Origin of the sequence: Pantoea sp. NPDC088449 (assembly GCF_044753225.1) — a bacterium.
Taxonomy (GTDB): Bacteria; Pseudomonadota; Gammaproteobacteria; order Enterobacterales; family Enterobacteriaceae; genus Pantoea; species Pantoea floridensis.
On record NZ_JBIVMT010000002.1, the window covers coordinates 250,509 to 271,525 of the forward strand.

At 53.4% G+C, this 21,017-nt stretch carries 19 protein-coding genes; 10 read left to right on the forward strand and 9 right to left on the reverse strand.

Annotation, left to right across the window (positions count from 1 at the left end; all coding sequences use genetic code 11):
- Positions 1–65 precede the first annotated feature (65 nt).
- From ACIP6T_RS12425 to ACIP6T_RS12445, 5 genes are read right to left on the reverse strand one after another with little or no spacing between them, the layout of a single operon-like run.
- Entirely contained in the window at positions 66–1,181 is a 1,116-nt protein-coding gene (locus ACIP6T_RS12425) for a Gfo/Idh/MocA family protein (protein WP_400457432.1), read from the reverse strand.
- Positions 1,182–1,191: 10 nt separating this feature from the next.
- Positions 1,192–2,187, reverse strand: coding sequence for an inositol 2-dehydrogenase (iolG, locus tag ACIP6T_RS12430; RefSeq protein WP_345830429.1), 996 nt, complete (start codon positions 2,185–2,187; stop codon positions 1,192–1,194).
- Between the two features lie 29 nt (positions 2,188–2,216).
- A complete protein-coding gene (locus tag ACIP6T_RS12435) occupies positions 2,217–3,209 on the reverse strand; it encodes a hydroxyacid dehydrogenase (protein ID WP_400457435.1) in 993 nt (330 codons plus the stop codon).
- A gap of 1 nt (position 3,210) precedes the next feature.
- Entirely contained in the window at positions 3,211–4,026 is an 816-nt protein-coding gene (locus ACIP6T_RS12440) for an HpcH/HpaI aldolase/citrate lyase family protein (RefSeq protein WP_097098131.1), read from the reverse strand.
- Between the two features lie 11 nt (positions 4,027–4,037).
- Entirely contained in the window at positions 4,038–5,471 is a 1,434-nt protein-coding gene (locus ACIP6T_RS12445; protein WP_400457437.1) for an NAD-dependent succinate-semialdehyde dehydrogenase, read from the reverse strand.
- A 404-nt stretch (positions 5,472–5,875) separates the two neighbouring features.
- Here ACIP6T_RS12445 and ACIP6T_RS12450 point away from each other — a divergent pair, with 404 nt between their 5' ends.
- The 5 genes from ACIP6T_RS12450 (at position 5,876) to ACIP6T_RS12470 (ending at position 10,935) form a co-directional block, all read left to right on the forward strand.
- Positions 5,876–6,805 carry a MurR/RpiR family transcriptional regulator gene (locus ACIP6T_RS12450; protein WP_097098129.1) on the forward strand — a complete coding sequence of 310 codons (930 nt, stop codon included), beginning with the start codon at positions 5,876–5,878 and terminating at the stop codon, positions 6,803–6,805.
- 149 nt (positions 6,806–6,954) lie between these two features.
- Positions 6,955–8,799 (forward strand): 3D-(3,5/4)-trihydroxycyclohexane-1,2-dione acylhydrolase (decyclizing), encoded by a 1,845-nt coding sequence (iolD, locus tag ACIP6T_RS12455; protein ID WP_400457440.1) that lies wholly within the window; start codon positions 6,955–6,957, stop codon positions 8,797–8,799.
- Positions 8,800–8,813: 14 nt separating this feature from the next.
- On the forward strand, positions 8,814–9,725 hold the full coding sequence (gene iolE / locus ACIP6T_RS12460) for a myo-inosose-2 dehydratase (protein ID WP_320204539.1): 912 nt from the start codon (positions 8,814–8,816) through the stop codon (positions 9,723–9,725).
- Positions 9,725–10,534: an SDR family oxidoreductase gene (locus tag ACIP6T_RS12465; protein ID WP_400457442.1), complete on the forward strand. Its 810-nt coding sequence runs from the start codon at positions 9,725–9,727 to the stop codon at positions 10,532–10,534. The genes iolE and ACIP6T_RS12465 overlap by 1 nt, the downstream gene beginning before the upstream one ends.
- A gap of 68 nt (positions 10,535–10,602) precedes the next feature.
- Positions 10,603–10,935, forward strand: coding sequence for a hypothetical protein (locus tag ACIP6T_RS12470; RefSeq protein ID WP_097098125.1), 333 nt, complete (start codon positions 10,603–10,605; stop codon positions 10,933–10,935).
- Between the two features lie 10 nt (positions 10,936–10,945).
- Here ACIP6T_RS12470 and ACIP6T_RS12475 read toward each other — a convergent pair whose 3' ends face one another.
- On the reverse strand, positions 10,946–12,394 hold the full coding sequence (locus ACIP6T_RS12475) for an amino acid permease (protein ID WP_400457446.1): 1,449 nt from the start codon (positions 12,392–12,394) through the stop codon (positions 10,946–10,948).
- A gap of 532 nt (positions 12,395–12,926) precedes the next feature.
- Between ACIP6T_RS12475 and ACIP6T_RS12480 the strand changes: the two genes are divergently transcribed.
- Positions 12,927–14,201 (forward strand): Glu/Leu/Phe/Val dehydrogenase, encoded by a 1,275-nt coding sequence (locus ACIP6T_RS12480; protein ID WP_097098123.1) that lies wholly within the window; start codon positions 12,927–12,929, stop codon positions 14,199–14,201.
- A gap of 234 nt (positions 14,202–14,435) precedes the next feature.
- Here the strand turns inward: ACIP6T_RS12480 and ACIP6T_RS12485 are convergent, their stop codons facing one another.
- Both ACIP6T_RS12485 and ACIP6T_RS12490 read right to left on the reverse strand, forming a co-directional pair.
- Positions 14,436–14,726, reverse strand: coding sequence for a hypothetical protein (locus ACIP6T_RS12485; RefSeq protein ID WP_097098122.1), 291 nt, complete (start codon positions 14,724–14,726; stop codon positions 14,436–14,438).
- A gap of 623 nt (positions 14,727–15,349) precedes the next feature.
- The gene (locus ACIP6T_RS12490; RefSeq protein WP_345830438.1) at positions 15,350–16,255 is read right to left on the reverse strand and encodes a LysR family transcriptional regulator; all 906 of its coding nucleotides are present in this window, start codon (positions 16,253–16,255) and stop codon (positions 15,350–15,352) included.
- A gap of 152 nt (positions 16,256–16,407) precedes the next feature.
- Between ACIP6T_RS12490 and ACIP6T_RS12495 the strand changes: the two genes are divergently transcribed.
- A complete protein-coding gene (locus ACIP6T_RS12495) occupies positions 16,408–17,742 on the forward strand; it encodes an MFS transporter (protein WP_400457450.1) in 1,335 nt (444 codons plus the stop codon).
- A gap of 147 nt (positions 17,743–17,889) precedes the next feature.
- Positions 17,890–19,194: an MFS transporter gene (locus ACIP6T_RS12500; RefSeq protein WP_097098118.1), complete on the forward strand. Its 1,305-nt coding sequence runs from the start codon at positions 17,890–17,892 to the stop codon at positions 19,192–19,194.
- A gap of 75 nt (positions 19,195–19,269) precedes the next feature.
- Here ACIP6T_RS12500 and ACIP6T_RS12505 read toward each other — a convergent pair whose 3' ends face one another.
- Positions 19,270–19,929 (reverse strand): NAD(P)H-binding protein, encoded by a 660-nt coding sequence (locus tag ACIP6T_RS12505; RefSeq protein WP_400457452.1) that lies wholly within the window; start codon positions 19,927–19,929, stop codon positions 19,270–19,272.
- A gap of 165 nt (positions 19,930–20,094) precedes the next feature.
- Between ACIP6T_RS12505 and ACIP6T_RS12510 the strand changes: the two genes are divergently transcribed.
- Positions 20,095–20,466, forward strand: coding sequence for a cupin domain-containing protein (locus ACIP6T_RS12510; protein WP_400457454.1), 372 nt, complete (start codon positions 20,095–20,097; stop codon positions 20,464–20,466).
- A 129-nt stretch (positions 20,467–20,595) separates the two neighbouring features.
- Complete coding sequence (gene yajD, locus ACIP6T_RS12515; protein WP_097098115.1) at positions 20,596–20,943, forward strand: HNH nuclease YajD; 348 nt, start codon at positions 20,596–20,598, stop codon at positions 20,941–20,943.
- Positions 20,944–21,017: the final 74 nt, after the last annotated feature.

Below are 21,017 nucleotides of genomic sequence, written 5' to 3' on the forward strand. Positions count from 1 at the left end.
GCACGATCTGGAACGGCTGATAATAGAAATTACAGAGCGGCATCCCTGCCTTACGACCTGATGTTTTAGATCGTTATCCAACTTTTTTCACGTGAAGAGGCGACGGCAGCATCGACCAACTTCTGAATTTCATATGCTTCAGTAAAATCGGGGCCAATAGATTTCCCTTCATTGATTGATTGAATAAATTCCAGCATTTCGATAGTTTTTAAATCGTTAAATCCAAGCTGATGTCCCGGAGCCGGGCAGAATAAGGCATAAGGATAATGCTCGGGTCCGGCCACCAGCGTTTTAAAACCGTTGGTCGCTTCATGTTGAGTGAACTGGAAATATTGCAGTTCGTTGAAACGCTCCTGATTAAAAATCAGCGCGCCTTTAGAACCGGTAATTTCAAAGCCCAGCTGCATTTTATGGCCTGAAGCCACCCAGTTAGCTTCAACATGCCCGCTGCAACCGCGCGCAAACTTCACCGTAAGACGAGCGATATCATCCACTTCAACGGCTTTGGTATTTGCGGCACCGGCACTTTCCGGGCGTGTTTTAATCACGGTTTCCAAATCGGCAAACAGTGACGAAATGGGACCAAGCAGAAAGCGCGCCATGCCAAGAATATGGCTGCCCAGGTCGGCCACAGCACCGGCGCCGCCTGAGGGATCCAGTCGCCATGACCAGGGGATCTCTGGATTGGCCATAAAGTCTTCGGCATGAATACCGCGAAAACCAGTGATATCACCCAGATCGCCTTCGGCTATCATCTTTTGCGCCAGCTTCAGCAGCGGATTTTTAACGTAATTAAAGCCAACCTGGGTGACCACGCCTGCTGCTTTGGCGGCCAGCACCATGCGTTCTGCGGTTTGGCTATCCGGTGCCAGCGGTTTTTCGCAGTGCACATGTTTGCCCGCCGCAATTGCCGCTAGCGACTGCTCGGCGTGAAAGCGATTGGGTGAGGTGATTGAAATGACATCGATTTCAGGATCGTCAATCAACTCCTGCCAGTTATTGGTTGAACGTTGAAAGCCATACTGCTGTTGGGTACGGCGGGCAGCTTCACCGTCAATGTCCGCGACGCACACCAACACCGGCTGCACCTCGCCTGAAAAGTTGGCTGCCGCGCGCCAGGCCATAGCGTGAGATTTGCCCATGAAGCCGGTGCCAATAAGGCCAATACCTAATTTTCGCATCACAATGTCCTTAATTCAGTTTCACCACGGCCTGGGTATCGGCGGAGAGCTGCGCAGCATCGGCAAGGCGTAGCGCCTGGCAGCCATCATGAATAGTGACAGGCAGCGCGGTACCCTTGCTGATGGCCTGAATAAAGGCGTCGATTTCCAGCCGATACGCATCGGTATAACGCTGCATGAAGAAGTCCAGCAGCGGACCGCGCACTTCGGTGTGCTGCGCGCCAAAATGGCGCACCGTGGTCTCACGGTGGTTGTCATTGATCATCATGCCGCCAGAACCAAATGCCTCCAGGCGCTGATCGTAGCCATATACCGCCTGACGGCTGCAGTTAATCTGGCACTGTTTACCCGAAGCCGTACGCAGCTGCACCATCACGGTGTCGTAATCCCCTAACGCTTCCAGCGAAGGCTCAAACAGGCGGCTGCCGGTGGCAAACACCTCTACCGGTTCCTCGCCCAAAATCCAGCGCGCGAGGTCAAAATCATGGATCACCATATCGCGGAAGATACCGCCGGAATGCTTGAGATAATTCAGTGGTGCCAGACCCGGATCGCGGCTGGTGATCACCACCTGATGCAGGTCGCCAATATCTCCCTGAGCGATACGCTGATGAATTTCGTTAAAGCCGGGATCGAAGCGACGGTTGAAACCCAGCATTACTCTGCTGGCCTTCTCGCCCAGCGCTTTTTCGGCCGCCAGCGCTTTGTGGATATCAAGATCCACCGGCTTTTCGCACAGCACGGCTTTGCCTGCATTGGCTGCGGCGAGCATCAGTTCGACGTGGGTATCGGTAGGTGTACCAATCACCACGGCGTCAACAGCAGGATCGTGAATCGCCTCAAGCGGATCTTGCACCGCGCGACCGCCCCACAGGGCTGTCAATGCATTAGCATTTTCGATAAAGGGATCGGCAACCATAACCAGCTGCGCGTCTTTGTGGCGTGCCACGTTGGCGGCATGGACCTGGCCAATACGGCCAGCGCCGAGGATGGCGATTTTGAGCATGATGTTCTCCGGGTCGAGTTTTATTGTTATCAGGGTAATTGGCTCATCAGGTCGTTAAGCGCCAGAACCTGCTTATTGACCACCAGATCCGTATCGAGCTGGCCAGTGAAATAGTCAACGATATTAGTGGCGGCGGAGACCGACATGCGCATCGCCGCTTCTTCGGTGAGCCCCGCCGAATGGGGACTGAGGATTAATTTATCGCGCTGGGCTAGCAGCGCAGTGTGCAGGGCGGGTGGCTCCTGCTGTAACACATCCAGACCTGCGCCGCCCAGCGCATCGTTTTGCAGGGCGGTTGCCAGCGCCTCTTCATCGACAATGCCGCCGCGTGCGGTATTGATCAAAATGGCGTGACGTTTCATCAGTGCCAGTTCTTCTGCGCCAATCAACGGTTTTTCGCCGCTCAACGGCAGATGAATGGTGATCGCATCTGCCAGCTGCAAACCGTCATTGATGGCAGCTATGCGGGCTACGCCGCTTTCTTCAAAAGCGTTATCGGGCAGGAAAGGATCGTAAGCGATGACTTTCATGCGGAAGCTTTTCGCCAGCCGCGCCACTTCGCGGCCGATACGACCAAAACCGAGGATGAATAAGGTTCTGCCAGCCACCTCAACCGCAGAAAAACTGTTGCGACGATTCCATTCCCCTTCACGAATACTGTTATCGAAATAGCAGAGGCGTTTTGCCAAAGCCAGCAGCATGGACATGGTGTGCTCCGCCACGGAAAGCGAATTCACATTGCCGACAATGGTCAGCGGAATGTTGCGTTCGGTGAGGGCGGCAACATCAACCGAGTCATAACCCACACCGTGACGTGACACCACGCGCAGATTTTTTGCGGCAACGATCTCTTTTGCCGTGAGCGGTTGCGTGCGGATTAACAGCGCATCCGCCTCAGCCATAAAAGGGGCATAACTTTCCACGCTAACGTCGTGCACCAACTGCACCGTGAAACCTGGCGCGCTATTGAGAATATCGATCCCAGCCTGATGAATTTTTCCGGCAACCAGAATGTTTGGCATGTTAGTAACCCCCCGCCTGGGTTGATGGTGCTGTTACGCCGTTACCGTTAAGTTCGCGGAACTGCTGCACGCTGCTGGCTGCTGCACCACGCAACAGCTGGACATCATTGGAAAGGGTGACTAAATCGAAGCCCCATTGCGCCGCGTTGGCCGCATAAGCGGCAGAACCATTGTGCAAACCGGCTTTCTTCCCGGCGCGATGGGCGGTGGCGAGAATATGTTTAATTGCATCGACAATTTCCGCTTCAGTGCGATCAAAGCCAGTGCGATATTTTCTCCCGGTGAGGCCCAGCGTCAGGTCGGCCGGGCCGATATAGACGCCATCGAGACCGGGCGTGGCGACAATCGCTTCGATATTTTCAAAGGCTTCTGCGGTTTCAATCATTGCGAAACACACCACGTGATCGTCGGCATGCTGGCCGTAATCCTGACCGGCAGAGAACGTCACGCGCGTTGGACCAAAGCTGCGGCTGCCATGGGGCGGATAGCGTACGCAGGAGACCAGCGCCTGCGCTTGTTCGGCGGTACTGATCATGGGACAAATAATGCCCCACGCACCGGCATCGAGTGACTTCATGATGATGCCCGGCTCTAGCCAGGGCACGCGCACCATGGGGGCAACGCCGCTGGCGCGCATCGCCTGGAGCATATGCGTTGCCTGCTCATAGCCGACAAAACCGTGCTGCAAATCGATAGTCAGCGCGTCGTAACCCTGCTCAGCCATGATCTCAGCGGTGAAGGCGTTGGCGATGCTAAGCCAGCCATTAAGTACGGTTTGTCCTTCATTCCAGCGTGCTTTGATATTATTCAGCTTCATCAATGCATTCCTTACAGCACGATTTGCGCGAGTTTGACGTTCATATAGTCGTGAATACCTTCACTTCCGCCTTCACGGCCCATGCCGCTGGCTTTCACGCCGCCAAACGGCACTTCGGCAGCGGCCAGCGCATAACTGTTGATACCGACCATACCGGCTTCGAGGCGCGCAACGGTTTCACGGATGCGGGCCGGATCGTGGGTAAAGGCGTATGCGGAGAGGGCAAAGTCAGAGTTATTAACGCGCCGCCACAGATCGTCGCTGTCGCTAAACGAGGTGATGGCGGCGATAGGGCCAAAGTTCTCTTCGGCGATCGCCAGCGCATCATCGGGAACATCCGCTATCACGGTAGGGGCGTAAAAATAACCGCCGTTTAATTCGATACGCTCGCCGCCGGTCACGATGCGCGCCCCTTTATCGCGTGCATCCGCCACAATCGCTTCGATAGCTTTAAGACGTCGAGGGTTGATCAGCGGGCCCATTTGCGTTCCCTCATCCAGCCCGTAACCCACCTGGAGTTTTTTCGCGCGCTCGGCAAAACCTTGCACAAAGTCGTGGTAGCGGCTTTGGTGTACATAAAAGCGATCGCAGGTGACACAAACCTGGCCGCAGTTGGCAAATTTGGTGGCTACGGAAAGGTCGAGCGCTTTTTCCAGGTCGGCATCTTCAAAGACGATAACCGGCGCGTTGCCGCCTAACTCCATGCTCAGGCGCTTGATGGTGGCCGCTGAATCGCGAATCATCTGCTGGCCGAGTTGCGTTGAGCCGGTTAGTGAGACTTTCTTCACCACGGGCGACGCAATCAACGGTTCATAGGTTGCGGCAGTTGGCCCAACAACCAAATTGGCCACGCCAGCCGGCAGTCCCGCTTTGCGCAGACACTCAAAGATCATCATGGCGGAGCCAGGGACTTCACTGGAGGGACGCAACACCATCGTGCAGCCGGCGGCGAGCGCAGGTGCGAGCTTGCGTGCCACTAGCACCACCGGAAAGTTCCACGCGGTAAAAGCCGCCACCACACCGACCGGTTCGTGTGACACTTCGCAGCGCCCGCCCGGCACCCGGCTTTCTACAATGCGACCATAGATGCGACGCGCCTCCTCGGCGTACCAGATAAATTGATCGGTCGATAATTCCCACTCACGTTTGGCCTGTGCTAATGGTTTACCGCTCTCTTGCGAGATCATCTGCGCGGCTTCTGCCGCTAATAGCGTCATCTCTTTTGCCACCGCCTGCAGTAAATCTGCCCGCGCCCAGCCCAGGGTTGTTCGCCACTCGACCAGTGCCGCTGCTGCACTTGCCAGCGCAGATTGGGTGTCAGCGGCAGAGGCGGCGGCTATTTCACCCAGCGTTTTTCCATTACCGGGATCGGTAACGATCACCGGTTCTTTACCGCTGCCTTTAAGCCATTCGCCATTAATAAACTGTCCAAAGTTTTGATACATGTTGATCCGTTCCTCCGGTAGCGGTTTCAGGCTAAAGACAATTGACCTGAAACGGTCGGCTGAGAGGGAAAAGAAGGGAGTGATAATCCCTCATCAGCATTGATAGTTGCAATGTTAGGATCGGAGCAATAAAAATTGCAATGATATGACTGGTGTGAGGTGAAATTGAGGGTTTAGCGTAAAATGTTGTTGAATATCATGTAGTAATATTCTTCTTTTTCAGATGGTTGAGGTGTTTCATTAAGACTAAAAGTGAATTTTTCGAAGCAAATCACAAATATCACGCTGAGTTTTTCCCAGTTGGAAACGAATAGGTTAGAACTAATTGCATTAGAGTTTTACTTGCAATTTTTATTGCGGTAGCGTGCTGGCGAGACGGGCTTTACGCCAAAAAGGAATGATGGATGAGTAAGATCGAGAAGATGCAAGCCACGCTGCCTCATGAGAATTACGAGCAAATTGTGGATGAAATTACCAAACGCTATGCGCAGTTGTCGGTGCGACACCAGCAGGCAGCCCGCTATGTGACACAAAACCCAAACACAGTGGCGCTGGAGTCGATTAACGCTGTTGCCGCTAAATGCGGTCTGCATCCCTCGGTGCTGGTGCGTTTTGCGCAGGTGTTTGGCTATAGCGGTTTTAAACAGATGCAGAGCGTGTTTCAAACCCGCCTTGCCACTGCGGCGCCGGGTTACAACGAGCGCATCACCGCGCTGGAAAATGATCTGCGCAAGAATGAGCAAAATGGCAGCCTTGGCTTTCTGCAAAGTCTGGTGATCCGGGATATCGCTACATTGCAGGAGCTGCTGAGCAACGTAACGGAGGCTGATCTTGATGCCACCGCGACGTATCTGAAGGAAGCGGAAACCATTTACATCGCCGGTCAGCTGCGCTCCGAGCCCATTGCGTTACTGCTACGCTACCTGCTGACCATGCTGAATCGCCGGGTCATCCTGCTGGATTCCGCCGGCGGACTGGCGCCGGAAATGGCTAATCATATGCGCGAAAATGACGTGTTGATCGCCATCGCCTTCCGTCATTACGCCAAAGAGGTGATTGCCATTGCCGACCACGCCAGCGCACGCGCCATTCCGGTGATCGCGATTACCGATGGTCCGTTATCGCCTTTAGCCAAAGGCGCCAGCGTGCTGTTCAACATTCCGGAAGAGGAGTACAGCTTTTCACGCTCGCTGGCCGCGCCGGTGTGTCTGGCGCAAAGCATTGCTATGGCGCTGGCGGCGGTTTTACAGCCTGAAGTGGCGCAGCCGCGCATTGAAACCATTACTGAACGTGAAAAACGCGCTGAATCACCGCGCAAACGCAACCGCGCATAATGTGAATTAACGGGCTCCCGCCTGCTTTTAAGCGGGAGTTTTGTCGCCTGAAGTTGCAACTTATATTGCTAATATTTCGTTATGGCAATTTAAATTGTGAGATGAACCGCGATGCTGCCGAGCAGCATCTCTGAAGAGTGAGTGAGGATATGGCTACGATTCGTTGCACGACAGCTCAGGCGATAGTTCGCTATCTGAGCAATCAGTTTACCGAAGTGGATGGCAAGCGCGTACCGCTGTTCCCGGGCGTGTATGGCATTTTTGGTCACGGCAATGTCACTTGCCTGGGCGAGGCGCTGGAAGCGGCGCAGGATGTATTGCCGACCTGGCGCGGACAGAATGAGCAATCGATGGCATTTGCGGCCGTGGGTTTTGCTAAGGCGATGGTACGACGTCAAATCATGGTGGTTACCGCCTCGATTGGTCCTGGCACCACCAATCTGCTGACCGCAGCGGGCGTGGCCCATACGAGCCGCTTGCCGCTGCTGATGATCTGCGGTGACAGCTTTGCCCGTCGTCATCCCGATCCGGTGATGCAGCAGGTCGAGCATTTCAACGATCCGACCCAAACGGTGAATGATGCCTTTAAAGCGGTGTCGCGCTACTGGGATCGGATTACCTATCCTGAACAAATCCTCTCCTCTCTGCCACAGGCCGTGGCAACCCTGCTCGATCCCGGCGACTGTGGCCCAGCCTTTATTGGCGTATGCCAGGACGTGCAGGAGATGGCGTGGGATTACCCAGAAGAGTTCTTTACTCCGCGTTTGCATCTGATGCCGCGTCCACGTCCCGATCGTCAGCTGCTGGCTCGCGCCGTTGCATGCCTGAAACAGGCCAAACGCCCGCTGATTATTTCCGGTGGCGGCGTGCGTTACTCGCAGGCTGAAGCAGAACTGGCGCAGTTTGCCCAGGCGCATGGCATCCCGGTGGTGGAAACCATCGCCGGCAAGGGCGCGTTTACCCACGACGATCCAATTCATTGCGGGCCGATTGGCATTCTCGGTTCAACGTCAGCCAATGCGCTGGCCGCCGAAGCGGACGTAGTGATTGCGGTGGGCACGCGCTTGATGGATTTCGTTACCGGTTCGTGGACGGTGTTTGATCGTAACGCGCAATTTATCGCCCTCAATGCCGCGCGCTTTGATGCACACAAGCATTTCGCCATCCCGCTTGAGTGTGATGCCCGCGAAGGCATTACCGAACTCGATACGGCGCTCGGCGACTGGAAAGCAACCGACAGCTGGCTGGAGAAAGGGCGCCGGGAATTTGCCAAATGGAACGAGCTGATCGCTGCGCGTCAGGAGCGCACGGTAGCGGAAGGCGATCCTACCTATGCGCAGGTCATCGGCGTAGTGAATGCGGCTGCCGCGGCTGAGGATTACATCATCAGCGCGGCGGGCGGCTTGCCGGGTGAACTGGTGAAAGGCTGGCGGGTGAAGAACCCCGGCACATTTGACTGTGAATTTGGCTTCTCCTGTATGGGCTATGAGCTCTCCGCCGGATGGGGCGTTGCGATGGCTGAGCAGGATCGCGACGTGTTCGTGATGATCGGCGACGGCACCTACATGATGATGAATTCCGATATCTACTCCAGCGTCCTTTCGGGGCACAAATTCATTCTGCTGGTGTGTGATAACGGCGGCTATGCGGTGATCAACCGCTTGCAGAATGCCAAGGGCGGCGCGTCGTTCAATAACCTGCTGAAAGATTGCCGGGTGCAAGAGCCGTTTCACGTCGATTTCGTCGCGCATGCGCAATCGATGGGGGCGCTGGCGCGCAAGGTTTCTTCGCTGGATGAACTTGAAGAAGCCATCAGCTGGGCCAAAGGCAACGATCGCACTACGGTCATCTCGATTGCGACGCATCCTTTTGATTGGACGCCGGGCGATGCCTGGTGGGATGTCGGGGTGCCGGAAGTCAGCGCGCGTGACAGCGTCAACAAAGCGCGTGAAGAGCACGTCAAAGGCCGCCTGGCGCAGCGCGTCGGCATTTAATCAGGGAGTTCATGATGTTAAAAGCAAAACTGGGCATCGCGCCCATTGCCTGGTCGAATGATGACCTGCCGCAGTTGGGTGGGGATACGCCGCTGACCACCTGCTTGTCTGAGAGTCATCAGGCGGGATTTCAGGGCGTTGAAACCGGCGGAAAATTTCCGAAAACCTCCGAGGCGCTAAAACCGTTACTGCAAGAGTTTCAGCTGGATTTGGTGTCAGGCTGGTATTCCGGCACCTTGCTGGACAACAGCGTGGAAGCGGAGATCAAAAAATCGCTGCCGCAAATGGCGCTTTTCCGCGATTGCGGCGCCGCGTGCCTGGTGTATGGCGAAACGGCCGGCACCATCCAAAATCAGCAACGTGTGCCGCTGGTGCAGCGTCGTCGCCTCACTGATGAACAGATGCGCGAATACGGCGAAAAGCTGATTCAATTTGCTGCCTTTTGCCGGGATTACGGTGTGCCGCTGGCTTTTCATCATCACATGGGAACCGCCATTGAGGATGAACATGATATTGACCGCTTGATGGCCGTCACCACGCCGGACGTTGGGCTGCTGTTTGACGCCGGTCATCTTGTCTTTGCAGGCGTTGATCCGCTGCGGATTCTGGAAAAGCACGGCAGCCGCATCATCCACGTGCACACCAAAGACGTGCGCGAGTCGGTGCTGCATGCAATCGATAGAAACCGTGACTCTTTCCTCGATGCGGTGCTGAAGGGGATTTATACCGTACCCGGCGACGGCATGATCGATTTTAACGCCATCGTTAACAAGCTGGCGCAAATCGGCTATCAGGGCTGGTTTGTGGTGGAAGCGGAACAAGATCCGGCGAAAGCACCGCCGCTGGAATACGCGCATATTGGTTATAAAACACTTCGTTCTGCGCTCGACGCAGCCGGTTATTCAGTCATTTCAGGAGCACTATGATGAGCCAGTTAACAGGTAAAGTGGCAGTGGTTACCGGAGGAACACAGGGCGTGGGCGCAGCGATTGCACGCCAGTTTACGCAGCTGGGCGCCAGCGCGGTGGTGATTTGTGGCCGCAATCAGGAGAAAGGGGCCAAAGTTGCCGAGCGCTTAAACGGTGAAAGCGAGACCAAAGTGGATTTCGTGCGCGCAGATTTATCTAACGTAGAGGATTGTCGTAACGTCATCGCTACCGCCGATAAGCTGTATGGCCGCGTCGATGTTTTAGTCAATGCGGGTGGCATGAGCGATCGCGGGACGATTCTGGACACCGACCCAGAACTTTTTGACCGTATCTTCGCCACCAACGTCCGTGGCCCGTTCTTCCTGATGCAGGAGGCCATCAAGCTGATGCGCCGTGACAATATTGCTGGCAGCATCGTGAATATCTGTTCGATGTCATCGCTGGCGGGGCAACCTTTTATCGCCGCATATTGCTCTTCCAAGGGCGCGCTGGCCACGCTGACACGCAATACCGCTTATGCACTGTTACGTAACCGTATTCGGGTCAATGGTTTGAATATTGGCTGGATGGCATCGGAAGGTGAAGATCGCATCATGAAGCAATATCACAGCGCGGAAGATAACTGGCTGGAGAAAGCCGCGGCGTCTCAGCCGTTTGGTCGTCTGATCCAACCCGAAGAAGTGGCGCGCGCGGTGGCATTCCTCGCCAGCGAAGAGTCTGGCTTGATGACCGGCTCAATGATTGAGTTCGATCAGTCAGTGTGGGGCGGTTACGATCAGGCCGCCGCGCCGGCAGCACCGCTTTAAATCTCCTCCCTCAGCCTGCGAATGCAGGCTGATTCCTCATTTTATGCACTGATAAACGAGGATGCGCCATGAACCTAAAACAACTCGATAGCATTGCTTATTTTTATCATCAGTTGCTGCTTCAGGTTCGCTACCTGAAATTCAGCGCGCGGGGAAAAAAAGAAGACGAGAAAAAAGAGTTGCTCGTTCAGTGGCTGCTGAAAGAAAAAAAGTTAAAGACCTTTGGTGAAGAGTGCCGTCATGAGATTGCCTATATGATGCTCGAAATCGAGGGTAACCAGCTTCTCGACTTTGAAAATAAAGTGGAAAATCTGCTGAGTAACTGCGGTGCTATTCGTTTGGAGATGGAAATGAGCCAGGCGTTGAAATGGGAAACGTCATCAAAATCTGGCTATGGTTAAGACATCTGCCTCAGGAAGAGGCAGATTTAGCATTCCATTCACGCTTCTCCGCACCGGCACGCTTTTCTTTTATTTTCCAGATCAACCAAAGCGCAATAAACCACGTTGGCGAAACCGCCAGGGCGGCGAGTGTGTCGGGGTCAAATACCATGATTACGACCGAAAACAGGAAGAAAATCAGCGTGGCCCAGGCCATAACAATGCCACCGGGCATTTTGAATGTTGATTTTTGATGCAGGTCCGGGCGCTGTCTGCGGTATACCAGATAGGACACCAGAATCATTCCCCAGCAATAGATCACCAGAATGGCGGCCAGCGTCGAAACGATAGTGAAGAGCGTAGAGACATTCGGTACAAGGAACAGCAGCAACGTTCCGCTCAGCATACAAAAACAGGAGAACAGCAGACTGCGCAGCGGGATGCGCGTGGTGCGCGAAAGAATGCGAAATTGCCAGTGCGCGTGCTTCTCAATCGACAAGCCATACAACATGCGGGTACTGGAGTAGACGCCGCTATTTGCGGAAGACATCGCCGAAGTGAGCGCCACGAAATTAATGATCGCCGCTGCGGCGGGCAATCCGGCCTTCGCGAAGAGCGTGACAAAGGGGCTGGTGTCTGGCGAAACGCTCTGCCAGGAAGTGACCGCAATAATGACCATCATCGAGAGCAGGTAAAAAACCACAATACGCAGCGGCAAGGCATTGATGGCGCGTGGCAGAATTTTCTCGGGATCGCGCGTTTCCGCGGTCATGGTGCCTAGCAGCTCAATCCCGGTATAAGAGAAAATAGCGATTTGAAACCCCGCGAGAAAGCCGGTGATGCCATGCGGCATAAACACGGCGGGATCGGTCAGATTATGTACCGATGCGGTGACGCCGTCAGGCGAGGTCCAGCCGGTAAACACCATCCATCCCCCGGTTAAAATCAGCGCAATGATGGTAATCACTTTGATCAACGCGAACCAGAACTCCGCTTCACCAAAGGCTTTCACCGACAGCATGTTAAACAAACACAGTATGCTAAGGGTGAATAATGCCGGTATCCACGCCGACATTTCCGGAAACCAATACTGCATATAGGCACCGCACACCACCACGTCGGCAATGCAGGTCACAACCCAGCTTAGCCAATAGGACCAACCCAAATAGAAGCTGGCTTTCGGCCCGAGATAGTCACTGACAAAATCGGCAAACGATCGATAATCCAGCCGCGTCAGCAGTAGCTCTCCCATCGCCCGCATCACCATATAGCTAAAGAAGCCCACCAACACGTAGATAATTAAAATTGAGGTTCCGGCCACCGCAATATTGCGGCCTGCTCCCATAAACAGTCCTGTGCCGATGGAGCCTCCTAGCGCGATCATCTGAATATGGCGTTCGCTTAGTCCGCGCTGCAGTTTTTGCGGGGCGTCGTTAGACGGAGCAGGCTGAAGCTGCTCTTGAGTCGGTTTGTTAGACACAATGATTCCTTCAGTCTGGCGAAGAGACGCATGGCGATGCCTGCCCGCAAGCATCAATGGCAAATAAGGGTTTTATTCTTTCCGTAAAGACATAATTAAACGTATCTGTTTGGCCCCTGTAAAAAGGCACGTTTAACTAGTTGAAAGAACAACAAAACTGATAAAAGCCTAATTCATGATCGAGATTTCCCACTGAGTTTCACTCATCGTGGTTGCCTGAGTTAACAAAGTCAATGCGATAAAATAACACTTTATTCACTTTTTGATGACCATCAAAGAACTGAAAAATAGGGAAAAAATCCCAATTTATGCACTTAATTGCATATGTATTGCATAGATATGCGTTTCATGCAGAGCTATTTCATTGCTTATTTATTCATTCAAAAACGCGAATTTGCATTGGGAACGTTAATGTTTTCTTTTTCGCCATTATTCTCTTTTTTTAAAGATGCTAAATTAAACCCTGCCTAGTGCAATGCATTACCTTTCCACGTCTTTTCAATATAAATAACTCTGATTAAACAGGCTTCTCATGGAAAAGTTATCTTACGCGTCTGAAAGCAGTACATCTCCCTGGACTACCTACCTAAGCCAAATTGACCGCGTTGCGCCTTATCTTGGTGAATTATCTCGCTGGATAGAAACGCTGCGTCATCCCAAAAGAGCATTGATTGTTGATATCCCGGTGCAAATGGATGACGGATCCATCCGCCATTTTGAAGGCTATCGCGTGCAGCACAACTTATCGCGCGGGCCAGGCAAAGGCGGCGTGCGTTACCATCCCGCGGTTGACCTGAACGAAGTGATGGCGCTCTCTGCCTGGATGACCATCAAGTGTGCGGCGGTCAACCTGCCTTATGGCGGGGCGAAAGGCGGCATTCGCGTTGATCCCCATGCGCTGTCTGAAGGTGAGTTGGAACGATTAACGCGTCGTTACACCAGTGAAATTGGTCTGATTATTGGTCCACAGAAAGATATTCCCGCGCCGGATGTCGGTACCAACGGCAAAGTCATGGCCTGGATGATGGACACGTACTCGATGAACCATGGCACCACCATTACGGGTGTGGTGACCGGTAAACCGATCCATCTTGGCGGCTCGTTAGGTCGTGAGAAAGCGACCGGCCGTGGCGTATTTATTACCGGTCGGGAAGTGGCGCAGCGCTCCAACATTACCATTGAAGGCGCGCGCGTGGCGCTGCAGGGCTTTGGTAACGTGGGCAGCGAAGCGGCCCGTCTGTTTGCCGAAGCAGGTGCGCGCGTGGTGGTGATTCAGGACCACACCGCCACCTTGTTTAATGAGGGCGGGATCGATTTAACTGCGCTAAGTGCATGGCAGGCCGAGCATAAACAGATTGCCGGTTTCCCAGGCGCACGTGAAATCGAGAAAGAGCAGTTCTGGACCACGGCCATGGATATTCTGATCCCGGCCGCGCTTGAAGGGCAGATTACCCGCGAACGTGCGGAAATTATCAGTGCAAAACTGGTGCTTGAAGGGGCGAACGGCCCAACCTACCCGGATGCCGATGATGTGCTGGCTAACCGTGGCGTACAGGTAGTGCCGGACGTAATCTGTAATGCCGGTGGGGTAACGGTGAGTTACTTCGAGTGGGTGCAGGATATGGCGAGTTTCTTCTGGAGCGAAGACGAGATTAATAAGCGTATGGATCGCATCATGACCGAAGCGATGGTTCATGTTTGGGACAAAGCCGCAGAAAAACGCTGTTCACTGCGTACCGCCGCTTATATTGTTGCCTGCGAACGTATTTTACTGGCACGTAAGGACCGCGGTATTTATCCTGGCTGACTTAACGGGTTAAGACGCCTATTGGTAAAAACCGGGAGTGATACCATTTCCGGTTTTAAAATATCTGAATTAACATTTATGAGATAACATTCAAGCAGCCAATTTTTGGCATATTACGCTTCGCTTTGATGAAGAGAGACAAACATATTTACTGCCGTAAGCTGAGCGTGTTAAGTAAAGCTAACTCATAAGTTAAACGTCATCACCGCAGTGAGAGGACGTTTATCCTGTCGTTTATGCAAGGTTCACCCCCCGCAGGCCTGACCAGCAGCGCGCGGCGGACTGCGTAATCAGCACCGCAGGATCTTCGCTAAAGTCATTGACTAAATTTACTATTCTGTCAGTTAAACTTCTTATGTTTTCAGTGCCTACGTAGACAAATTCATTGACCGGTAATACGTAGGCATATCCCTTTTCACATACCAAACTGCGTGAGAACCCATTTTCAAGCATCGCATAGAGTAATTCGATCTGCATACTGGCAGTGGGCTCTTTCAACTCAATGCGAATAGTGTAACTGGCCATGATAAAAACCTCCCGCGCGATTAAATTTAAGTTTACTTAAGTTTAATTGTGCCAGAACTTATATTCTACTTTTAAGAAATATCCTAGTGGCTGCCTGCGCATAAATAAAAGGGTAATTTAGGGGTTACAGCGATCGGGTGTAGTAAATAGTGGTACTGTTAAGCGCGTCGGCAAAATGAGTTAATATATTTAACGGCTTGGGTTTATTGTTATTCCGTTCGGCTTATTTATGTTTATCGTTAATTAGAGACAATAGACGCTACGCGGGCTATCTTTAATAGATGGATCTTTTTGAATCGGTGTTAAAAACGTTTGCAAGCGAGTTTCCGCAAAAGGCGATTTTAAGCGTGGTATTTTTCCTATTTTTTATGCCTTAAGTGGAGTAGCAAATGAAATTACCCGTAACCGACTTTTACGTGTTTAGTCAGGAGGATGCCGACGGTTGCTGTAGTCTCCACCGTGAACACTGCCGCTGGGCGCCAGCCTATAATAATCGCGTGTTTATGGGGTCCTTTTATTCACCCGCGCATGCCTGGCAATATTTCCGCACGCATCATGTCGAAAAAAGAGCGGCGTACTGCCTGGTTTGTATGCGAGAGGGCGCCTAAGGCTTAAAGAGTGATTTACAAAGGCTGTTGCGCAAAGGCCTGTTTCAGCGCATCAATCGCACACCTTAGCCGCAGCGGCATCGCGGCGGTTTTCAACCACACGGCGTAAATGGGCAGGCTGTTGCTGCGCGTTTGCGGCAGGATCTCAATCAGTTTTCTACTCTGGATATCCTCATTTACCAGCCAGCGCGGTAATTGTGCAATGCCGTAGCCTTCAAGAGTCGCAGCATAAACGGCACTCATGCTACTGAAGCGCAATCGATCGTCTGGCTGCCAGTAAACCATCTCCTCAGCGTTTTTCAGTAGCCACGGCTGCGATCGACCGTTTTCAAGTAACGTTAGATGCGGAAAATCAATAAGACCGTCTGGTTTATCCAGAGGATTAACAGTCGTTATCAGGGAAGGCGCGGCGCATAACAGCAACGGTTGCTGGCCAATCAGGCGAGCAGTCAGATCCGCGTGATGGCCGGGTGCCCCGATACGTATCGCGAGATCAACCCCTTCGGCTGCCAGATCGATGCGTTTGGTTGAGAGCCGCACATCGAGAGACAGTCCTTGCCAGCGGCGCGTCAGCGGCAATAAGACGGGCATCACCCATTTCTCACCCAGCAAGGGCGGCGCAGCTACCCGCAATTGGCCGGTCGGTTCGCTGGCATGCGCCGTAAGTCGATTCTCTGCCGCATCCAGACTCGCCAAAATCTGCAGGCAATCCTGATAAAATTGTTCACCTTCACTGGTCAGCGACAGGGACCGAGTGGTGCGCTGAAATAATTTCACCTGCAAGCGTGCTTCCAGACGGGCCACTGCTTTTCCCACGGTGGAACGCGATAAACCGAGTTGCTCTGCAGCCTGACTGAATCCACCCGCCTGGGCCGCCTGCACAAAAGCACGGATGCCGTTCAGCCTATCGGTATTGACCATTTTTTTTCGACCTGGAATTGACGATAAAGATTCGCCAGTATGACGAAAACATAGCGTAAATGGCGAATTTAAATCGTGTCAGGATAAGGTTTTCGCCTCAGGACCTTCGCATGTCAGCTTCTCACTCTGTTACACCCGCTAGATTGATCCGCATGCAAACAGGCATTTGTCTGGCCAGCTTTCTGGGTTGTATTGATTTCACCATCGTCAACACCGCTTTACCCGCACTGCAGCGACATTTTCAGACTGATATTGAGGATGTGCAGTGGGCAATGACGCTGTTTGTGATGGCACTGTGTTGCTGCATGGTGATGTCAGCCCGTCTGGCTGAACGTATGGGGGCTCGTCGGGTGCTTTATGCCGGGATGCTGCTATTTGGCACGGCTTCGCTAGGGGCGGGATTAGCCCCTAACCTGCTGTTCTTGCACTTTTGTCGCTTGTTACAGGGCGCGGGCTGCGCGGTACTGTATACCGTCAGTGCCACTATTCTGGTTGAGGCAATGCCCGTGGCAAAACGCGGCAGCGCCCTTGGCGTGCTGTTTGCCGCGAACGGGCTTGGATTAGCGTTGGGGCCGGTAGCCGGCGGGGTGCTGGTAAACTGGCTCGGCTGGCGTGCGGTTTTCCTGCTGAATGTGCCGCTTATCCTGCTGAGTTTTCTTTTTTGCAGCGGCTGTATTGCGGCATCGCGCAGACGTAATGAAACGCGTCTGGATATACCTGGCTGGCTGCTGATGACTGCCGGGTTAGCTCCACTGCTGGTGTGGTGCAGCCATGTCCTGCAATGGGGGATGTTAACGTGGACTTCATTCGTGACGCTGCTGGCGTCGCTGCTGCTGTTGCTGGCTTTTGTGCTGCTAGAAAAACGCGCGATTCAACCGATGATCGACTTTCATCTATTGCGTATTCGCAGCTTTGTGTCCGCCTGTTTGCTCTCCGTGTTGCTGGCGATATTCTACTGCTCGGCGTTTATGCTGATGCCGTTCCGCCTGATGGCAATCTTTCATTTGAGTGATGCACAACTTGGCCTGATGCTGCTGCCGGTGACGTTAATCATGGCGCTGGTATCGCCACTGGCAGGCCGTGTTGCTGACCGGTTTTCGCCCTGGCCGGTGATGGCGGCAGGTTTTGCCCTGCTGGCGGTTTCCGCACTGCTACAGAGCCTCGTCAGCTCAGCGCTCTTACCTCTCTTTCTCGCCTTCATACTGATGGGGGCAGGTTGGGGGGCCATCCTCGGCCCTTCTGTCGCAGCAGCACTCGCTGCTTTGCCCGAGGCCTACCACGCGCAGGGAATTGGCATTTCGTGGACGCTACATAATCTTGGCGGCGCGTTAGGGTTAGCCTTAGCAACACAGATCTTTCAAACCGGCGGCGAGACCGCAGGTTTCCAATGGGTGATGTGGGGACTGGCGGGCGCAGCGGTGATCGGTATGCTTGTTGCCGTGAGAGAAGCAAAAAGCACAAGCGTAGCAGCGGCGGATGCGGGTTAAAATTAATTCAACAGCACGGCATGCCATTTCTTTGCCCGCTCGCCACATTGAGCGTATTCACAGAAGCAGGAGAAATAAACGGTTGTCCTTGACCACGCAGACGCATGACGCATCCTGTTGAATCACTATCCGACCAGAGAACGCAGCATGCAGAATCCACACAAGACCACGCATTCACAGAAACGCGCATTAATTGCGGGTTCTGTTGGCAACTTTATTGAGTGGTACGAATTTGCCGTATATGGCTTTCTTGCCACGGTCATCGCGCAGAATTTCTTTCGCCTGCAGGGCGAAGCCGAGCTGACGGGTTTAATCCTCACTTATGCCTCGTTTGCGGTCGCTTTTTTCTTTAGGCCTCTCGGCGCGGTGTTTTTTGGCCGCATGGGCGATAGGATGGGACGCAAGCCCACGCTGATTTTCGTGTTGATTATGATGACGTTAGCGACGACGGCGATCGGCTTGATTCCCACCTATGCCAGCATTGGTGTGGCGGCGCCGCTGATCATCACCGGGCTGCGTATTCTGCAAGGCCTATTCGCCGGGGGGGAATATGGCGGCGCGGTTTCACTGATGACTGAATTTGCCCCTAAAGGACAGCGGGGACGTTACGGTGCCTGGCAATCATTCACTGTTGCATTGGGGTTACTGGCGGGAGCCGGCATTGTGGCGTTGCTTTCCGCCGTGTTAAGTGCTGAACAGATGCACGACTGGGGCTGGCGCATTCCTTTTTTCCTGGCATTACCGATGGGGGCGCTGGCGTTGTGGTTACGGTACAGCATGGAAGAGACACCCAGCTTTGTGCGCCAGCAGCAAGCGAAAAAAACGCATCAGCCCCAACCGGTCCGGGCCAGCTTCGGCACGACTTTCAAGATCATCCTGCTGGCGATTAGCCGCGTGATGGTTTGGTCGGCGGCGGGATATACCTATTTGGTGATTATGCCCACCTATTTGCAATCATCACTACATACCGGATTTAATCAGGCGCTGCTGATTGCGGTGATATCTAACGTCGGCTTTGCGGCAACCATCCTCCCGGCGGGGATCCTCAGCGACAGAATAGGGCGTCGCCGCGTGATGGTTATTGCTGCTTGTCTATTGCTGGTGCTGGCTTTGCCGTTGCTTAAATTACTGCAGGCCGATGCCGCAACGCTGTTAATCAAGGCATTGGTGGTATTACTGGCAGGAGGAATTGTCGGGTTGCTGGCAGGACCGGGACCGGCAATGCTGGCGGAGATGTTTCCCACGCGCGTACGCTACACCGGACTTGGCCTGGCTTATTCTCTCTCTAACGCTATTTTCTCGGGATGTGCTGGGCTGATTATCACTTCACTCATTAAGCAGACAGGCAATCTGGATATTCCCGCCTGGTATATTATCGTGACGGCTGCGGTGAGTATTCCGGCGCTGATGACGTTGAATAAAACCGATCATTTGCGGTCGCTGGATGAGTAAGCAGAATCAACGCTAAAGGCAGAGGAGAGTGCTGCCTTTAGCGCGGCAAAATTCTATGGTGGCAATGATGGCGAGTTAGTCTTTAGCTAAATGCCCCACCGCTTCCCGAATCGCGACTTCTCCGCTCGTCAGCTCAATAATGATGCGATTGAGGTCAGGCCGATCGATGATTTCTGCCAGCGTAGCTGCAACGTCTTCACGCGGGATATCGCCATAGGGAATAGCCAGGCCCGCATTGACCTTTCCGCTGCCTTGTTCATCCGTTAGCGTGCCAGGGCGCACTATCACCCAATCCAGCTGGCTTTGTGCCAGCGCCACGTCCGCCATTTTTTTCACGCGCATGTAGTTTTCGAAGGTGGCGGAAAGGTTTTTTCCTCTTCCCGCTTCAGGGAAAGCGGAAACCAGCAAAAAGCGTTTTATCCCAGCCTGCTGTGCGGCAGCCACAGCGGTTTTCAGGCCTTCGCCGTCAATGGCATTGGTCAACTCCTCTCCGCCTTTACCGCCCGCGCCGGCGGTAAAGACCACCACATCACTTCCTGCCATTAGTGCGGCAAGAGCGGCGCTATCCAAACGGGTTAAATCACCGTTAACTGGCTCGGCTCCCCGATCGCGTAAGGGTTGTTCCTGCTCCGCTTTACGAAACAGCGGGCGTGCAATATGGCCTTGGGTTGCTAACAGGGATGAAAGGCGACGACCAATGTTTCCTGCACCGCCAATAATAAATACCTTGGACATGAATGCCTCTCTGATTCCGTGAGTACGAATAAAGGGATGAAAGTGTAGGCAGGCATGCGGATGAACGCCAGTTTAGGCTTATAGGTGGCGGGTTCGTAATACCCTGCGCTGCAGATTTATTTCAGTCATCTACACTCGAACCAGACGATTATGACAGGAGGAAATATGGCAGAGAGTAAACATGAGCTGGTCTCCCAAAGCGGAACCGCGTGGAACGGGCAGACCTACAAGGAATACCCGGCCGGTAAGCCAGAAATATCGGTAATGCGTATGTCATTACCTCCGCATAGCGAACTTCCCTGGCACACGCATCCGATGCCGAATACCGCTTACATTCTATCTGGCCAGCTGACGATTGAAGACAAAGAAACCGGTAAGACCCATTGCGTTAAAGCGGGGGACGCGCTGAATGAAACCATCAACAGCGCGCACCGTGGCTATACCACCGACGACGCAACCGAGTTAGTCATTTTCTACGCGGGAGTGGAAGGGCAGGCGCTTTCAGAATCACTGCCAGGCGAAGAGTCCGAGTTCTGAAGGTATCGCCAGAGTGCGTCGCTGCAAAATAAGCGAATGCTGTGGCGCGAAGAGCGGACTTGATCAGCGGTTTGCAGTACCCTGTTTACCTCGCAATTCAATCCTCTCTTCGAACAGGTAATATCGACAATGGCTCTGATTCCAAAAAATTACGCGCGGCTGGAAAGCGGCTACCGTGAGAAGGCATTAAAAATTTATCCATGGGTATGTGGACGCTGCGCGCGTGAGTTTGTGTATTCAAACCTGCGCGAATTAACCGTTCACCATATCGATCATGATCATACCAATAACCCCGAAGACGGCAGTAATTGGGAGTTATTGTGTCTGTATTGTCATGACCACGAACACGCTAAGTACACAGAAGCAGATCAGTACGGCACGCGCGTTGTCGCGGGAGAAGACGCGCAGAAAGATGTTGCCGCAGCCACCTATAATCCTTTTGCCGATTTAAAGTCGATGCTGAACAAGAAAAAATAATATCGCCATCAGGCCTCGCGCTGAGGGAAACGCTCTTCGCGAGGTCATCTGGCGACGCATCGCTGCCCCATTTT

Excerpts from the sequence above, each read along its gene's own strand:
- ACIP6T_RS12425 (WP_400457432.1), bottom strand. The coding sequence starts at position 1,181 with ATGCGAAAATTAGGTATTGGCCTTATTGGCACCGGCTTCATGGGCAAA.
- iolG (WP_345830429.1), bottom strand. The coding sequence starts at position 2,187 with ATGCTCAAAATCGCCATCCTCGGCGCTGGCCGTATTGGCCAGGTCCAT.
- ACIP6T_RS12435 (WP_400457435.1), bottom strand. The coding sequence starts at position 3,209 with ATGCCAAACATTCTGGTTGCCGGAAAAATTCATCAGGCTGGGATCGAT.
- ACIP6T_RS12440 (WP_097098131.1), bottom strand. The coding sequence starts at position 4,026 with ATGAAGCTGAATAATATCAAAGCACGCTGGAATGAAGGACAAACCGTA.
- ACIP6T_RS12445 (WP_400457437.1), bottom strand. The coding sequence starts at position 5,471 with ATGTATCAAAACTTTGGACAGTTTATTAATGGCGAATGGCTTAAAGGC.
- ACIP6T_RS12450 (WP_097098129.1), top strand. The coding sequence starts at position 5,876 with ATGAGTAAGATCGAGAAGATGCAAGCCACGCTGCCTCATGAGAATTAC.
- iolD (WP_400457440.1), top strand. The coding sequence starts at position 6,955 with ATGGCTACGATTCGTTGCACGACAGCTCAGGCGATAGTTCGCTATCTG.
- iolE (WP_320204539.1), top strand. The coding sequence starts at position 8,814 with ATGTTAAAAGCAAAACTGGGCATCGCGCCCATTGCCTGGTCGAATGAT.
- ACIP6T_RS12465 (WP_400457442.1), top strand. The coding sequence starts at position 9,725 with ATGAGCCAGTTAACAGGTAAAGTGGCAGTGGTTACCGGAGGAACACAG.
- ACIP6T_RS12470 (WP_097098125.1), top strand. The coding sequence starts at position 10,603 with ATGAACCTAAAACAACTCGATAGCATTGCTTATTTTTATCATCAGTTG.
- ACIP6T_RS12480 (WP_097098123.1), top strand. The coding sequence starts at position 12,927 with ATGGAAAAGTTATCTTACGCGTCTGAAAGCAGTACATCTCCCTGGACT.
- ACIP6T_RS12485 (WP_097098122.1), bottom strand. The coding sequence starts at position 14,726 with ATGGCCAGTTACACTATTCGCATTGAGTTGAAAGAGCCCACTGCCAGT.
- ACIP6T_RS12490 (WP_345830438.1), bottom strand. The coding sequence starts at position 16,255 with ATGGTCAATACCGATAGGCTGAACGGCATCCGTGCTTTTGTGCAGGCG.
- ACIP6T_RS12495 (WP_400457450.1), top strand. The coding sequence starts at position 16,408 with ATGCAAACAGGCATTTGTCTGGCCAGCTTTCTGGGTTGTATTGATTTC.
- ACIP6T_RS12500 (WP_097098118.1), top strand. The coding sequence starts at position 17,890 with ATGCAGAATCCACACAAGACCACGCATTCACAGAAACGCGCATTAATT.
- ACIP6T_RS12505 (WP_400457452.1), bottom strand. The coding sequence starts at position 19,929 with ATGTCCAAGGTATTTATTATTGGCGGTGCAGGAAACATTGGTCGTCGC.
- ACIP6T_RS12510 (WP_400457454.1), top strand. The coding sequence starts at position 20,095 with ATGGCAGAGAGTAAACATGAGCTGGTCTCCCAAAGCGGAACCGCGTGG.
- yajD (WP_097098115.1), top strand. The coding sequence starts at position 20,596 with ATGGCTCTGATTCCAAAAAATTACGCGCGGCTGGAAAGCGGCTACCGT.